A 14,282-nucleotide genomic window follows, 5' to 3' on the forward strand; every position below is an offset into this window, starting at 1 on the left:
CCAGGTCTGAACACTCACGACCGGAGCCGGTGCGCCTGCTCGCGGGTCTCGTCGTTCATCGGGAAGAAGCACTCGATGCGCAGCTCCTGCAGCGTCACGTCCTGCGGCGTGCCGAGCGTCGTCACCGTCGAGAAGTAGTCGAACCGCCGGTCCCCTAGCGCGTACCGGATCGGCACGATCGGCAGCACCGGCGTCGCCGCGTCCAGTGACCGCAGCGACTTCGGCACCCCGGGGTAGTCCAGCACCTCGTCGAGGATGCGCTGGGCCCGCTCGTCGGTGACGCCGCCGATCGCCTCCCGGCGCGCCCGCCGGACCAGGGCCTCGGCGACCTCCGGCCAGTTCGTCACGTGCTGCCGGACGCCGTCCGGGTGGAACATCCGGCGCAGCACGTTCGCCGGGCCGGGCGCGGCCTTCGCCCGCCCGTCCTGGAGGAGGGCGAAGAACCGGCGCGCGGCCGTGTTGGTGTGCCGGATGTCCCAGCTGCGGTCCATCACCAGCGCCGGGAACGGCTCCTGCTGCGCCAGGATCGTGTCGAGCGCGTCCCGGACGGCGGCGAGGGACGGCGCGTCCAGTTCCGACTCCGGGTACTCGGGCGCGAACCCGGCCTTGAGCAGCAGGGTGTTGCGTTCGCGCAGGGGCACGTCGAGCACCTCGGCGAGCTTGAGGACCATGGCGCGGCTGGGGTTCGCGCGGCCGGTCTCGAGGAAGCACAGGTGGCGGATCGACACGGCGGCCTCGGCGGCGAGGGCCAGCTGGCTTAGCCGCCGGGCGCCGCGCCAGTGTTTCAGCAGTGGACCGACGTCAGACACGGCTCGAGTATCCCGCGGCCCACGCGTGCGGGCGCACCGCCGCCTCCAGCGCGGGCCGGGCGAGGTTCGCGGTGTAGTTCGTCATCGCCGAGATCGCCACGCCGGTGATCACCTCGAACACCTGCTCCCCGGTGAAGCCGGCCGCGGTGAACGCCGCGACGTCGGCGTCGTCGAGGTGCCCGCGCTTCTCGATGAACGCGCGGGTGAGCGCCGACAGCGCCGCCATCCGCGGGTTGGCGGGCCGCTCGCCGCGGCGCAGGGCCTCGACGACGTCGGCGTCGACGCCGTCCGCGAGCGACTCCAGCGTGTGGAACGCGACGGCCCATTCGCTGCCGTTCGCGACGGCGTTGGTCAGCAGCAGCACCTGCCGCTCGTCCGGGCCGAACGTGCCGCCGCCGCGGAAGTGCCCGAACGCCGAGAAGAAGGTGTTCAGCAACGCCGGCGAGTTCGCCATCAGCCCGGCCGCGGCCGGGACGAACCCGAACGCTCCCTGCAGGACGGTCAACGGCTCCCGCGCGGCTTCGGGTGCGGTGCCGGCGGTGTGGATCGGGTAACTGGTCATGAGCCGAGTCTGGGCCGGTCGCGACGTCGATCCAATTCCCTGGGAGGTAAACGTGCTCGTGCGACAATCGCCCGATGGGCTTCACGTCAACAGGGCAGGTCGACACGCCGACCTTGAGCATCGCGTACGAACACTCCGGCCCGGCCGACGCCGTCCCGGTGATCCTGCTCCACGGTTTCCCTTATGACGTAAGGGCTTTCGACGAGATCGCACCATTGCTGGCCCGCCGCAACGCCTGGGTCGTCGCCCCCTACCTGCGCGGCTTCGGCGCGACGTCGTTCCGCGACGACGCCACCCCGCGCTCGGGTCAGCAGGCGGCGCTCGGCACCGACCTGGTCGAGTTCTTGGACGCGCTGGGCATCGAATCCGCCGTCCTCGCCGGCTACGACTGGGGCGGGCGCGCGGCGTGCATCACGGCCGCGGTGCACCCGGAGCGCGTCCGCGGCCTGGTCACCGTCGACGGCTACAACGTCCAGGACATCGCCGCCGCGCACGAGCCCGGCAAGCCGGAATGGGAAGCCACGTACTGGTACCAGTACTACTTCCACTCCGAGCGCGGGCGGCGCGGGCTGGAGCGCAACCGCGAAGAGCTGTGCGAGTTCCTGTGGCGCACCTGGTCGCCGGCGTGGTCCGGCGCCGCCGCGGCGTTCCCCGCGAGCGCCTCCAGCCTGCACAACCCGGACTTCGCCGACGTCGTGATCCACTCCTACCGGCACCGCTACGGCCTGGCCGACGGCGATCCCCGTTACCAGGACCTGGAAGACGTCCTCGCGGGGCAGCCGCCGATCACCGTGCCGACCGTGCTGCTGGAGACCGGCGCCGACGGCCTGCTCGGCCCGAGCGCTGCCGGTGACCGGGAGTACTTCACCGGCCCGTACGAGCACCGGCTGCTGGCCGGGATCGGGCACAACGCGCCGCAGGAAGCGCCGGAGGCCTTCGCGGACGCCGTCGCGAGCCTGCTTTAGTCCTCAGTGGACAGAAGCCGCGGGAACAGCGCGCGGACGCCGTTCCGGAGGTCGTCGAGCGCGCCTTCGGTGCCCATCAGGTAGCGCAGCAGGGCTTGCTGGAACAGGCCGTCGAACAGCGCGTAGGCCTCGGCCGGCGAGCAGTTCGGCGGCGTGCCGGCGAGGTCGGCGTACGCGCTGACGTTGCGCCAGATCATGTCCTGCAGGCTGTCGTCGATCTCGGCGACGTCGTCGCGGAAGGCTTCCTCGAACATCGACTGCGAGCGCAGGTCGTACCAGAGCCGGTGCATCAGGGGCGCGTCGGCGAGCGCGGCGGCCAGCCCGTCCGCGCAGGCCGCGGCCAGCTCCCCGGACGTGGCCACCTCGCCGACGCCGCCCTCGTAGCGCTGCACGCAGGCGGCCTTGTACCGCCGGACGCAGTAGGTGATCAGCTCGACCTTGTCGGCGAAGTAGTAGTGCAGCAGCCCGTGGGAGAACTTCGTGTGCTCGGCGATCGTGCGCAGGCTGGTGCGGGCGTACCCCAGGTCGGCCAGCGCCAGCAGCGCCGCGTCGGCGAGTTCCCGGCGGCGCTCTTCGAACTTGTCGACACGGGTCCGGCGCCTCACGGCGGCTGCGCTGGTCACCGGCCGAAGATACCATCGAGCGGTTCTCTGACCAATCGTCCAAGAAAATCTTGACATTCGTCCAAATGGCCGTCAAGGTCGTGACCAGCCGCCGGTGCCGCCGGCGGAGGTTTCGAAGGGACGACGATGTCTCTGTTCTTCTACCTGGAAAAGGGCGCTTCGCTCGACCCCGAGGCGCCTTGCCTGACCCTCGACGAAGTCTCGCTCTCCTACGGTGCGGTGATCACGCTCGCCGAGCGGGTCGCCCGGGCCCTGCGGCGCTCGGGAGTCGCGCCCGGGGACAAGGTCGGGATCCTCTCGGCCAACGACCCGACCGCGTTCGCCTGCGTCTTCGGCATCTCCCGGGCGGGCGCGGTCTGGTGCCCGATCAACCCGCGCAACGCGGCCGGCGAGAACGCGGAACTGCTGGACCTGTTCGACTGCACCACGTTGATCTTCCAGCCGGGCTTCGAGGAGCTCGTCGGCCATATCGCCCCCAAGCTGCCGAAGCTGACCACCCTCGTCCGGCTCGGCGACGGCGACGACGTCGCCCCGGGCTTCGACGCCTGGCTCGACGCCGCCCGCGACGACCCCGCCGCCGCGGCCGCGCCGCCCGACGACGTCGTCGCGCTGGTCGGCACCGGCGGCACCACGGGTCGCCCCAAGGGCGTCATGCTGACCGACCGCAACCTCGAGGTCATGTCGGCGATCACGCTGATGAGCTATCCGTTCGACGGCCGCCCGGTGTACCTCGCCCTGGCCCCGCTGACGCACGCGGCCGGCGTGCTGTGCTTCCCGATCCTCGCCCGCGGCGGCGAGGTCGTGATCATGGCGAAGCCCGACGTCGGCCGGTTCCTGGAGCTGATCGAGCGCCACCGCGTCACCCACACGTTCCTGCCGCCGACGCTGATCTACATGGTGCTCGGCCACGAGGCGCTCGGCACCACGGATCTCTCGTCGCTGCAGTGCTTCTGGTACGGCGCCGCGCCGATGTCGACGTCCCGGCTGACCGAAGCCCTCGACCGCATCGGGCCGATGGCGCAGCTGTTCGGCCAGTCCGAGGCCCCGATGATGATCTCGACGATGGCGCCCGCCGAGCACCGCCGCCCCGACGGCACCGTCCACACGGGACGGCTGGCGTCGGCGGGCCGGCCGTCACCCCTGGTCACGGTGGCGATCCTCGACGAGGACGGGCAGCCGGTTCCGCGAGGCGAACGTGGCGAGATCTGCGTGCGCGGCTCGCTGGTGATGGCCGGCTACTACCGCAACCCGGAGGCCACGGCGGAAGCGTCCGCCCACGGCTGGCACCACACCGGCGACATCGGCTTCCTCGACGACGAGGGTTACCTCCACATCGTCGACCGCGCCAAGGACATGGTCATCACCGGCGGGTTCAACGTCTACTCCGCCGAGGTCGAACAGGCCGTGATGGCCCACGACGCCGTCCGCGACTGCGCGGTGATCGGCCTGCCGGACGACAAGTGGGGCGAGCGCGTCACCGCCGTCGTCCAGCTCCGGCCCGGCGCCGAACTCGACGCCGGCGAGCTGATCGCGTTCGTCAAGGCCCGCATCGGCAGCGTCAAGGCGCCCAAGCAGATCGAGATCTGGCCGGAGCTGCCGCGCTCGACCGTCGGCAAGGTCCTCAAGGCCGACATCCGCTCCACCTTCACCGAACGCAGCAAGGAGGCTGTCCGACCATGAAACTCGCGCTCTACCTGCCGAACTTCCGGGACAAAGTGACCGTGCGGGAACTCGAGGACCTCACCGCCCTCGCCGAGGACCTCGACTTCGACTCCGTCTGGACGCTCGACCGGATCATCGTGCCGGAGTCCTCGGACCGCGGGGAAATGCAGTACCCCTTCGGGATGCTGGACGAAATGGGCAAGCAGCTCCCGGTGAGCTCGCGGGGCGAGTTCCTCCAGGGCATGCCGCTGCTCCCCTGGCTCGCCGCGAAGACCTCGAAGGTCCGGATCGGCATGAGCATCATCGACACGCCGTACCGGTCCCCCGGCGTGCTCGCCGCGGAGCTGGCCACCATCGACCACCTCTCGGGCGGCAGGCTCAACGTCGCCGTCGGCTCCGGCTGGATGCCCGAAGAGTTCGCCGCCGCCAGCGCCGCGCACATCTTTCCCAAGCGGCACAAGCACGTCCGCGAAACCATCGAGATCATGCAGGGCATCTGGACCAACGAGGTCTTCGAATACCACGGCGAGTTCGCCGACTTCGAGCCGGCCGGGTTCGGGGCGAAGCCGGTGCAGAAGCCGCACCCGCCGATCTTCTTCAGCGGCCTCAAGGACCCGAAGCGCTCGGCGAGCCGCATCGCCAAGTACGGCCTGTCGGGCTGGATCGGGATCCAGGACTCGCCCGAGGACATCCAGCGGTGGCGCACCGAGATCCAGCGTGAGCTCGACGAGCTCGACACCCAGCGGTCGGTCGACGACCTCGAGATCTCCAGCATGATCTGGTTCGTCATCACCGACGAGGACGTGGACCAGAGCCCGCTGGGCAAGGGCACCAACCTGCTCGTCGGGTCGGCGGCGCAGATCACCGACCGGCTCAAGCGCTACAACGAAGCCGGGCTGACGATGCCGTTCCTGTGGCCGCCGTTCCAGGACGTGCCGGTGGCGAAGACGCTCGACGACATGAAGCGGCTCAAGGAAGAAATCCTGCCCAAGATCGACGCGATGTGAAAGGGAACGAGAATGTCCGAGCTTGAGGGAAAGCGCGTCTTCGTCACCGGGTCCGGCGCCGGGATCGGCAAGGCCATCGCGACGCTGTTCATCGAACGCGGCGCCAAGGTCGTGGTCAGCGACATCAACGCCGACTCGGCCAAGCAGGCGGCCGACGAGATCGGCGCGGCCGGCGTCGCCAACTGCGACGTCACCGACGAAGCCCAGGTCCAGGCGGCGATCCAGCAGGCGGTCGACCTCCTCGGCGGCCTCGACGTCCTGGTCAACAACGCCGGGATCGAGGTGTCGTCGCCGCTGCTGCAGCAGTCCACGGAGAGCTTCGACAAGATCTTCGCGGTCAACGTGCGCGGCACGTTCGTCGCGATGAAGGCGGCGACCCCGCACCTGGTGGAGTCCAAGGGCAACATCGTCAACATCTCGTCGATCGCCGGCATCGGCGGCAGCCCGCTGCTGGGTTCCTACTGCGCGACGAAGGCCGCGGTCATCCAGCTGACGCGGGTGGCGGCGGTCGAGATGCGCCCGGCGGGCATCCGCGTCAACGCCGTCTGCCCGGGCTTCGCGGACACGGCCATGGTGGAGCGCCTGGTCCCCGACTTCGAGGCGGCGACCCAGGTCCCCTTCGGCGACCTGGTAGCGGCGAAGCAGGGCCGCCTGGGCACCCCGCAGGACATCGCGGAGGTGGCCGCCTTCTTGGCCTCCGACCGGGCAACCTGGATCACCGGAAGCCACTACGTCCTGGACGGCGGCCTGTCGGCGTCCCTGGTCTGAGGCGCAGGTTCGGCGGGCCCGGCCATCCCCCGGGCCCGCCGCCCTCGCTCCGGCGGCCGCGCCAAGGCTTCGGCGCAGGTCACGCACCCCCTCGCCACCCGTTCGACTGACTCCAGAAAATCTATGCTGACTGGGGTAGACATTCCCGGGCGGACGTGTGTAGTGTTCTACTCATACCGAGAGAGACAACGTCAAGCAGGCGCGGGAGATGACGTAACTACCCGCGAGGTGAGACAAGACGGTCAGGCAGGACGGAGCCGATCAAGGAACAGGTTCCGGCTGGTGACCGTGCGGGCGGCGAATGTGCGCCCGCGAAGATCAGCAGTAGTCGTTGTGCAAGTGCAGTACCGGTCAGGTGGCCGGAGCCGATCGGTGAACGGGGCTCCGGGCAGTGACCAGCGGCGTCAGCGTGCTGGGACCGATCAGGGAAAGGGTCCCGGCAGTGACGTCCGCAGCAAGTGAAGTGGCAGTACCGAGTAAGTGGGAAACACCGGAAAGAAGGGAACGGAACCATCATTGGATCGCCCGCAGCGGCCAGGCAGTAGCGCCGCGCGGGTGCCGCAGTCCCATCGAGTTCGGAGGTGGTGCTCGGTCACGAGTAAGCGATCCCCGCACGATCCGGCTTCACGCCGGACGCGGGTGCAGGAAGCCGACGGTCGCGTCGGTTGACAATGGTGAAACCCAACCCTTGAGGACCCCGGGTGCCGCAGTGGCACCCGGGGTCCTTTGTGACGTGGAGGCAGAGTGATTCCTGACCAAGAAGGACCGGCCACGCCCAGCGGGGCCGACAAGTTCGACGACGAGCACTACCCCGCCTACACCATGGGCCGGGCCGCCGACATCCTCGGCGCCACACAAGGTTTCCTGCGCAGCCTGGGCGAAGCCGGCTTGGTCACCCCGCAACGTTCCACCGGCGGGCACCGCCGCTACTCCCGGCACCAGCTGAGGCTGGCCGCCCGCGTGCGGGAACTGGTCGACCAGGGCACCGCCGTCGACGCCGCGTGCCGCATCGTCACCCTCGAAGACCAGCTCCACGAAGCCCAGCGCCTCAACACCGAACTCCGCACCAACGACTGAACCCGCCGCGTCGCGCCCCAGCCGACACGCCCGGACGCGGCTCGGCCGGCGCCTTCGGATTCGTGGGGCAGCGACGCCCCGAAAGCCGAGGCGGGGCAAGGACGCGGTCAGCAGCTGGCGAACGCGACTCCTCGCCGCGGAGGACCCAGCGTCCGGTCGATACACACTCACGTGCCGACGAGCGGACGTTAAGGTTGCCAGGTGGACGACGCTTCATTGCGAACGGCGCTCTTGGTGGCCAGAGTCGCCGAATCCCACGGTTGCCTTCAGCCGGGCGACTGGCCGGATGTCGCGGTCAGCCTGGTGCTGGAAGGCAACGAAGATCCCGAGATCGCCGAGCTGGCGGGCCTGAGCCCCGGAGCGAACGGATGGGACACCGAACCACTGGTGGCCGCCGCCTACGAGCGACACGGGGTCCCGGTTCCCGGCCGGGACGAGTCAACGGATCTCATCACCCGGTTGATGGCGGACGAAATCCGTGCCCGGCCGGCGGCGATCACGGCACCGATGACTCGCCTACTAGCCCGGATCGCACCCCCGGATTTCGAGTCGGACCTGGCCAACCGATGCTTCACCGCAGAGGAGTACCTCGATTGCGGCTGCGCCGAAGTCGATCTTGGCTTCGAGACGGAGCTGCAGTCAACGCCGTCCCTGGGGCTACCCGCTGCCCTCGTTCAGGCACTCGCGCGACCATTGCGCTCGACCCTCCCCACGCCCCAACCCCCGCACGGGCATCACGATCACTGATCGCGCGTGGGATCCGCCCCTGGCGAAGGGGGACGCAACTGACGTCCGGTCATGCCGCTGAGCGCGTCTGATGCGGGAACCCCGACACCTCCCGTCGAGGCGTGAGCTCCCCGGACCCGGCCCCGCTCGAACGGGCGGCCACCCCCACCGTGCGACGGGCAGGACACACCCTTACCGGGTAGATGTGCCTTGGGCGGGCTCTTTGTGATGGTAGGTCGGAGACACCTTCCGCAGCGACCGAGTTTCGGGCACACCGCAACCAAAACCGGATCAGCGCCGGATGGAGGCGCAGAGCCTGTCCCAGTTGCCCGAGGCGATCTTCAGCCGGTCCGCATCGCTCAGCGACGCCTCTGCCAGGAAGGCGCGCGCCCCGCCCTGCGGTGGGGTGACGAAGGGGTAGTCCGTCGAGAACAGGATCCGGTCGACGCCGGCCACCTCGGTCGCCCACCGCAGGTAGCGGCGGCTGAGGATGCCGCTGGGTGCCAGGAAGATGTTGGTGCGAAAGTAATCCGAGACCGGCCGCCGCAACTCGGCCAGCTCGTTCAGCGAATCGATGCGGTCCAGGTAGAACAGGACCATCTCGCCCCAGTGACCGACGATCACCTGCAGGTCGGGGAAGCGGTCGAACACCCCGCTCAGGACGAGGCGGAGGACCTGCACGCCGCTGTCGTAGTGCCACCCGATGCCGTGCGTGGCGAGGGCGGCATCGACACGCGGGCCGTAGCCGCTGTAGTAGGCACCGCGCACGGCAGCGGGCGGGGACTGCGGATGCAGGTGCAGCGGCGCCTTGAGCGCGGCCGCCGCCTCGTAGATCGGCCAGAACGCGGGCTCGTCCATGTTCCGGTCCCTGGTGCGCCCGAAGATCATCGCGCCGTTGAGCCCCAGCTCGGTCACCGCGCGTTCCAGTTCGGCGGCCGCCGCGGCCGGACGCGGCGTGGCCAAGGTCGCCAAGCCCTGAAAGCGGTCCGGACGGGCGCGGATCACCTCGGCGAGGGTGTCGTTGGTGGCGGTCTGCAAGGCGACGGCGTCGGCCGGGGCCAGGTTCTGCACGCCCGGGGTGCTCAACGACAACACCTGGACGTCGAGTCCCGCCTTCGCCATCCTGGCAAGCCGTTCGTCGCCGAAGTCGGCCAGCCGGCGTGCGGAATCGCCCCGCGTGGACGGCGTCAGCGAAAGATCCTGCCACTCGGGTTCCAGCGCGCACCACGCGTCGACGACGTCGCGGGTCACGAAATGTTCTTCCAAGCCGGTGATCTTCACGAGCTTTTCCTTCACGTGTCGAGGAGCTCGGGGACGAAGATGTCCTCGGACGTGAGCAGCCGCCGGGACAGCCCCTGCTTGTGGTGGTAGCGCAGGAAGGTGTCGACGGCCTTGCGGTTGGCGTCGAGGCCGTACGGCCACCAGTCCTCGCCCAGCAGCGCCCGGTTCTCCGCGAACAACTCGCTGAACCAGGGGGTGATCACGGCCATGTGCTGCTTCGCGGCGTTGGCCCGGTACTGCTCCTGCACGATCTCCTTGGCCTGGCCGAACGCCTGGTAGACCGACGCGGCCAGGCCGGGCACCTCGGCCAGTTCCCGGCGGATCGCGACGACGTGCATCATCGGGAAGATGCCGGTGCGGCGGTAGTAGTCCCGTTCGACCGCTTCGTAGTCGACGAACAGCCGCCGGATCTTCTTCGTCGAGCCGTCGAGCAGGCTCCGCGGGACGTCGACCGAGAGCAGGGCGTCGATCTCGCCCGCTTCGAGCAGCGCGGCCAGGGTCTCCTCGTCGCCGGCGTGGCGGACGTCGACGCCGTCCGGGACGGGCTGCGGGATCCAGTCGAACGACGGGATCGGGTGGTCGGTACCGCCGATCACCCAGTCCATCCGATCGGGCGTCACGCCGTATTCGTCGGCCAGGACGCCCTTCACCCACACACCAGGGTCGGAGCCGTACAGCGCGAACTCGCCGATCGTCTTGCCCGCGAGGTCTTCCGGTCGCTCGATCCCGCTGTCGGCGTTCACGAACAGGGCCGAGTGCCGGAAGTTGCGGTTCGGGAAGATCGGCAGGGCCAGGAAGGGCGAATCGGCCAGGTCGAACGAGCGCAGGAAGTAGGTCAGCCCGTACTCGGCGATGTCCAGGTCACCCTCGGCCATCCGCTGGAAGACGTCGGAGATCAGCGGAGACGTCTCGAGGGTCGCGTCGATCGCGACGCGCCCGTCGAACAGCGGCTCGGTGTGCTCGTACCGGTAGACGCCCATTGTGAGCTTCAGGTCGGTCATGACAGGTCCTCCTTCGCCTCGTGGGTCGCTTCCGTGAACGACCTTTCATTTTGATGATGCCGCGTGTCCCCTGCTATCGTCAAGGCGAACGATCATTCACGGAAGGAGCTGGGCCGTGCCCCGCATCACCGCCGAGCGCCGGGCGGCCAACCGGTCGCAGATCGTGGCAGCGGCCCGTCGCTGCTTCTCGCGCGACGGCTTCCACCAGACGTCGATGCCCGACATCGCCGCCGAAGCGGGCATGTCGGTCGGTGCCCCGTACCGCTACTTCGCCGGCAAGGAGGAGATCATCCTCGAGATCGCCGGCGACGCCTTCCGGGTGATGTTCGATCCCGTCGAGCAGTACGTCGACGCGGCCGGCGACGTGACGGTCGCCGACCTGGTCGCGGCGGCGATCGACCCGGTGAGCGGCGAGATCACCGTCGACGAGGCGGGCCAAGCCGTCCCGGTCGACGAGCTGCTGCGCTGCGCCGTCCAGGCGTGGGGCGAGCTGCTACGCCACGAAGGGTTGCGGCAGCAGGCCGAAGCCGGCTTCGAGGGCGTGCGCGGACGCATCGCGGACGCGCTCCGCAACGGCCAGCGGGCGGGCAGTGTCCCGGCCGAACTGGACCCCGACCGCGGTGCGCGTGTGGTGATGGCCGTGCTGCACGGTTTTGTCCTGCAGTACACGGCATTCGGACTCGACGACACCACCGGCTTCGTCCACGACGTCCGCATCGCACTCGGCGACACGGGGCTGCTCCGCGAACGTCGCTGACACACCGTTCCGGCGTGATCAGAGTTTTGCGGTGAGGGAACGGAGTTCGGCGACCACGTCCTCGCCGGAGGGTGCGTGCTCGGGGTCCACCAGCCACTGCAGCATGAGGCCGGTCATCAACGCGAGGGACTTCAGCAGAGCTACAACGGCTGGAGGCGCCTGACGATCGACTTCCAGAAACGGCACAAGCCGCGGAAAGAGATCTCCGACGCGACAATGTCCACCACGCAAAAAGCCTCGTTGACCAACGGTCAACGAGGCTTGCGTGGTAGCTGTTTGTACCCCCGATGGGATTCGAACCCACGCTACCGGCGTGAGAGGCCGGCGTCCTAGGCCGCTAGACGACGGGGGCTTAGGAACTTCCCTGGTCTCCCAGGGGCTTTTCTGTTTTTCTTGCTGGAGAAAACTTACCAGAAGCGATTTCTCGCTCCGCAGGGGGGTCACTCTCCGCAGCTGGGGTACCAGGACTCGAACCTAGACTAACTGGACCAGAACCAGTCGTGCTGCCAATTACACCATACCCCAGTGAGGTACTCTGCCGACCTGAACTACCGGTCCGGCTCAGCACCGCACGAGAAGAAATACTAGAGCACGCCGTTCCCGACGGTGAACGCGGGGGTGTCACTGCGGCGCTGAGCGGGGACGCCGATCGTCGCGTACTCCGAAACCAGCAGCTCAGGCAGCTCGGCGAGACCGGCGACCGTGTGGACGCCCTCGGGGGCGCGCTCGCCGATGCCGTCGCGGTCCAGCCAGACCGCGCCGAGGCCGGCGTCGCGGGCGCCGATCGCGTCCGTGTCGAGTTTGTCCCCGACGTGCACGGCCTGGGCGGGTGCGCAGCCCAGGCCGAGGCAGACCGTGTGGAACATCACCGGATCGGGTTTCGCCACCCCCAGCTCGCCGGCGATGGCGACGTGATCGAAGAACGGCGCGAGGCCGAGATCGGCGATTTTCTTGCGCTGGTGGACACCTGACGCGTTCGTCACGGCGGCCAGGACGAGACCGGCGGCGCGCAGCCACTCCAGGCACTCGAGGACGTCGTCGAACAGCTGCCACGACGTGTCGAGCAGCTCGCGGCGGCGGCGTTCGAACGACCGCACCTGCTCCTCGTCGGCGAGGATGCCGAGCTCCGCCAGGAAACAGTCCGTGCGGCGCTGGTGCATGGTCGCGTAGTCGATCTCCCCCGCGACGACGAGCGCGACGTGCTCCTCGGTGATCAGGTCCCACAACGGCCAGAGATCACCCCGGCCGGTGAGGATGTGGAGGCTGCGGCGGATCGCGGCGGTGCAGTCGATGAGGGTGTCGTCGATGTCCAGGCACACCAGCCGGAGCGCCGGCGGCGCCCAGGGCTCGGGCGCCGCCTCGGCGGGGGCGGTTCGCGACGGGGTCCGGGGTGCCAAAGCGAAATCCACCCAGTGAGGCTAGGGCAACGGCAGCGTTCGCGACGCTGCCAAAGAGGTGATTGCCGCTCGCCTGTTCCGGCGTGGTCGCTCTACTCCCAGTTGGCGAACCGTCTTCTTTCGGTTATCCGACCATTGCGCGGCGCAGGCGTCCCAATGAGACGTCGCGGCCGAGCAGCTCCATCGATTCGTACAGCGGCGGGGAAACGGTCCGTCCGGTGACGGCGACCCGGACGGGCGCGAAAGCCTTGCGGGGCTTGAGACCCAGACCGTCCACAAGCGCGTCCTTCAGCGCCTGCTCGATGGCCGCGGTCTCCCACGACGGCAACGCTTCGAGCGCCGACAGCGCGGCTTCGAGCACCGGCCGCGCGGGCTCGCCGAGGTTCTTCGCCGCGGCGTCCTCCTCCGGCGCGAACGTCTCCTCGTCCGCGAACAGGAAGCGCACCATCGGAGACGCGTCCGAGAGAACCGTCACGCGCTCCTGGACGAGCGGCGCGATCGCGTTCAGCCGCGCGACCTGCTCGTCGCTGGGCGAGTCCGGCAGGACGCCCGCCGTGACGAGATAAGGCGTCACCCGGTTCACGAACTCGGCCGCCGGCAAGGCCCGGACGTGCTGGCCGTTGATGGCTTCGGCCTTCTTGACGTCGAAGCGCGCCGGGTTGGCGCTGACCTTCGTGACGTCGAAGGCGGCGATCAGCTCTTCGGGGGAGAACACGTCGCGGTCGTCCGCGATGGACCAGCCGAGCAGGGCCAGGTAGTTCAGCAGCCCCTCGCGGATGAAACCGCGGTCGCGGAGGTTGAAGAGATTCGACGAAGGGTCGCGTTTGGACAGTTTCTTGTTGCCCTCGCCCATCACGTACGGCAAATGGCCGAACCGCGGCGTGAATTCCGCCACGCCGACGCGCTCCAGCGCCGAATACAGCGCGATCTGCCGCGGGGTCGAGGGAAGCAGGTCCTCACCGCGCAGCACGTGCGTGATCTTCATCAGCGCGTCGTCGACCGGGTTGGTCAGCGTGTAGAGCGGGTCGCCGTTCGCGCGCACCAGCACCGGGTCCGGGATCGTGTTCGCCGGGAAGGTGATGTCGCCGCGGACCAGGTCGGTCCAGCCGAGGTCGGTGTCCGGCATGCGCAGCCGCAGCACCGGCGCGCGGCCCTCGGCACGGTAGGCGGCGCGCTGCTCGTCGGTGAGGTCGCGGTCGAAGTTGTCGTAACCCAGCTTCGGGTCCAGGCCGGCTGCCTTGCGCCGCTCCTCGACCTCTTCATTGGTCGAGAACGCCTCGTACAGCTCCCCCGCCTCGAGGAGCTTCGCGGCGACGTCGGCGTAGGTCGCGCGCCGCTCGCTCTGGCGGTACGGCCCGTACTCGCCGCCGACCTCGGGGCCTTCGTCCCAGTCGAGGCCCATCCAGCGCAGCGCTTCGAGCAGCTGCTCGTAGGACTCCTGCGAGTCGCGCGCCGCGTCGGTGTCTTCGATCCGGAACACCAGGCTGCCCTGGTGGTGCCGGGCGAAGGCCCAGTTGAACAGCGCCGTGCGGATCATCCCGACGTGCGGGGCGCCGGTCGGCGAAGGACAGAAACGCGCGCGAACCACCGATGTCTCACTCATAGCCCGATCAGCGTATCCGTCGCCACATCGCTTGACGCACGGAC

14 protein-coding genes and 2 tRNA genes are annotated in these 14,282 nt (G+C 69.1%); 7 read left to right on the forward strand and 9 right to left on the reverse strand.

Features of this window, described 5'->3' with window-relative positions; genetic code table 11:
* Window positions 1-14: 14 nt before the first annotated feature.
* Together ACLJQZ_RS18865 and ACLJQZ_RS18870 are read right to left on the reverse strand one after the other, a co-directional pair.
* Window positions 15-809, reverse strand: a complete 795-nt coding sequence (locus ACLJQZ_RS18865; protein WP_410621290.1) for a helix-turn-helix domain-containing protein — start codon at window positions 807-809, stop codon at window positions 15-17.
* Window positions 802-1,371, reverse strand: coding sequence for a carboxymuconolactone decarboxylase family protein (locus ACLJQZ_RS18870; protein WP_410621291.1), 570 nt, complete (start codon window positions 1,369-1,371; stop codon window positions 802-804). Before ACLJQZ_RS18870 ends, ACLJQZ_RS18865 begins: the two co-directional genes overlap by 8 nt.
* A 74-nt stretch (window positions 1,372-1,445) precedes the next feature.
* Here ACLJQZ_RS18870 and ACLJQZ_RS18875 point away from each other — a divergent pair, with 74 nt between their 5' ends.
* Window positions 1,446-2,336 carry an alpha/beta fold hydrolase gene (locus ACLJQZ_RS18875; protein WP_410621292.1) on the forward strand — a complete coding sequence of 297 codons (891 nt, stop codon included), beginning with the start codon at window positions 1,446-1,448 and terminating at the stop codon, window positions 2,334-2,336.
* On the opposite strand, the gene ACLJQZ_RS18880 is transcribed toward ACLJQZ_RS18875, so the two are convergent.
* Window positions 2,333-2,959, reverse strand: a complete 627-nt coding sequence (locus ACLJQZ_RS18880) for a TetR/AcrR family transcriptional regulator (protein ID WP_410621293.1) — start codon at window positions 2,957-2,959, stop codon at window positions 2,333-2,335. The two genes, ACLJQZ_RS18875 and ACLJQZ_RS18880, sit on opposite strands and share 4 nt — an antisense overlap.
* A 126-nt stretch (window positions 2,960-3,085) precedes the next feature.
* Here ACLJQZ_RS18880 and ACLJQZ_RS18885 point away from each other — a divergent pair, with 126 nt between their 5' ends.
* From ACLJQZ_RS18885 to ACLJQZ_RS18905, 5 genes are all read left to right on the forward strand, one after another.
* On the forward strand, window positions 3,086-4,639 hold the full coding sequence (locus ACLJQZ_RS18885) for an acyl-CoA synthetase (RefSeq protein WP_410621294.1): 1,554 nt from the start codon (window positions 3,086-3,088) through the stop codon (window positions 4,637-4,639).
* Window positions 4,636-5,628: an LLM class flavin-dependent oxidoreductase gene (locus tag ACLJQZ_RS18890; protein ID WP_410621295.1), complete on the forward strand. Its 993-nt coding sequence runs from the start codon at window positions 4,636-4,638 to the stop codon at window positions 5,626-5,628. The genes ACLJQZ_RS18885 and ACLJQZ_RS18890 overlap by 4 nt, the downstream gene beginning before the upstream one ends.
* Window positions 5,629-5,640: 12 nt before the next feature.
* Entirely contained in the window at window positions 5,641-6,396 is a 756-nt protein-coding gene (locus ACLJQZ_RS18895; protein ID WP_410621296.1) for an SDR family NAD(P)-dependent oxidoreductase, read from the forward strand.
* Between the two features lie 744 nt (window positions 6,397-7,140).
* Window positions 7,141-7,473 (forward strand): MerR family transcriptional regulator, encoded by a 333-nt coding sequence (locus tag ACLJQZ_RS18900; RefSeq protein ID WP_410621297.1) that lies wholly within the window; start codon window positions 7,141-7,143, stop codon window positions 7,471-7,473.
* A gap of 201 nt (window positions 7,474-7,674) precedes the next feature.
* Complete coding sequence (locus ACLJQZ_RS18905; RefSeq protein ID WP_410621298.1) at window positions 7,675-8,220, forward strand: hypothetical protein; 546 nt, start codon at window positions 7,675-7,677, stop codon at window positions 8,218-8,220.
* Between the two features lie 270 nt (window positions 8,221-8,490).
* On the opposite strand, the gene ACLJQZ_RS18910 is transcribed toward ACLJQZ_RS18905, so the two are convergent.
* Window positions 8,491-9,495, reverse strand: a complete 1,005-nt coding sequence (locus ACLJQZ_RS18910) for an amidohydrolase family protein (protein ID WP_410621299.1) — start codon at window positions 9,493-9,495, stop codon at window positions 8,491-8,493.
* On the reverse strand, window positions 9,492-10,481 hold the full coding sequence (locus ACLJQZ_RS18915) for a PhnD/SsuA/transferrin family substrate-binding protein (protein ID WP_410621300.1): 990 nt from the start codon (window positions 10,479-10,481) through the stop codon (window positions 9,492-9,494). The genes ACLJQZ_RS18910 and ACLJQZ_RS18915 overlap by 4 nt, the downstream gene beginning before the upstream one ends.
* Before the next feature lie 115 nt (window positions 10,482-10,596).
* Here ACLJQZ_RS18915 and ACLJQZ_RS18920 point away from each other — a divergent pair, with 115 nt between their 5' ends.
* A complete protein-coding gene (locus tag ACLJQZ_RS18920) occupies window positions 10,597-11,238 on the forward strand; it encodes a TetR/AcrR family transcriptional regulator (RefSeq protein WP_410621301.1) in 642 nt (213 codons plus the stop codon).
* 279 nt (window positions 11,239-11,517) lie between these two features.
* Here ACLJQZ_RS18920 and ACLJQZ_RS18925 read toward each other — a convergent pair.
* The 4 genes from ACLJQZ_RS18925 to gltX form a co-directional block, all read right to left on the reverse strand.
* A tRNA-Glu gene (locus ACLJQZ_RS18925) sits at window positions 11,518-11,590 on the reverse strand.
* A gap of 101 nt (window positions 11,591-11,691) precedes the next feature.
* Window positions 11,692-11,763: transfer RNA gene (locus ACLJQZ_RS18930), tRNA-Gln, on the reverse strand.
* A 59-nt stretch (window positions 11,764-11,822) separates the two neighbouring features.
* On the reverse strand, window positions 11,823-12,557 hold the full coding sequence (locus ACLJQZ_RS18935; protein ID WP_410621510.1) for an HAD family hydrolase: 735 nt from the start codon (window positions 12,555-12,557) through the stop codon (window positions 11,823-11,825).
* Window positions 12,558-12,759: 202 nt separating this feature from the next.
* Window positions 12,760-14,238 carry a glutamate--tRNA ligase gene (gene gltX, locus ACLJQZ_RS18940; RefSeq protein ID WP_410621302.1) on the reverse strand — a complete coding sequence of 493 codons (1,479 nt, stop codon included), beginning with the start codon at window positions 14,236-14,238 and terminating at the stop codon, window positions 12,760-12,762.
* Between the last annotated feature and the right edge of the window lie 44 nt (window positions 14,239-14,282).

This window comes from Amycolatopsis sp. cmx-8-4, from assembly GCF_046548675.1.
Classification (GTDB): domain Bacteria; phylum Actinomycetota; class Actinomycetes; order Mycobacteriales; family Pseudonocardiaceae; genus Amycolatopsis.

Coding starts and splice junctions, on each gene's coding strand:
- ACLJQZ_RS18885 (WP_410621294.1), top strand. CDS start 3,086: ATGTCTCTGTTCTTCTACCTGGAAAAGGGCGCTTCGCTCGACCCCGAG.
- ACLJQZ_RS18890 (WP_410621295.1), top strand. CDS start 4,636: ATGAAACTCGCGCTCTACCTGCCGAACTTCCGGGACAAAGTGACCGTG.
- gltX (WP_410621302.1), bottom strand. CDS start 14,238: ATGAGTGAGACATCGGTGGTTCGCGCGCGTTTCTGTCCTTCGCCGACC.
- ACLJQZ_RS18895 (WP_410621296.1), top strand. CDS start 5,641: ATGTCCGAGCTTGAGGGAAAGCGCGTCTTCGTCACCGGGTCCGGCGCC.
- ACLJQZ_RS18875 (WP_410621292.1), top strand. CDS start 1,446: ATGGGCTTCACGTCAACAGGGCAGGTCGACACGCCGACCTTGAGCATC.
- ACLJQZ_RS18870 (WP_410621291.1), bottom strand. CDS start 1,371: ATGACCAGTTACCCGATCCACACCGCCGGCACCGCACCCGAAGCCGCG.
- ACLJQZ_RS18915 (WP_410621300.1), bottom strand. CDS start 10,481: ATGACCGACCTGAAGCTCACAATGGGCGTCTACCGGTACGAGCACACC.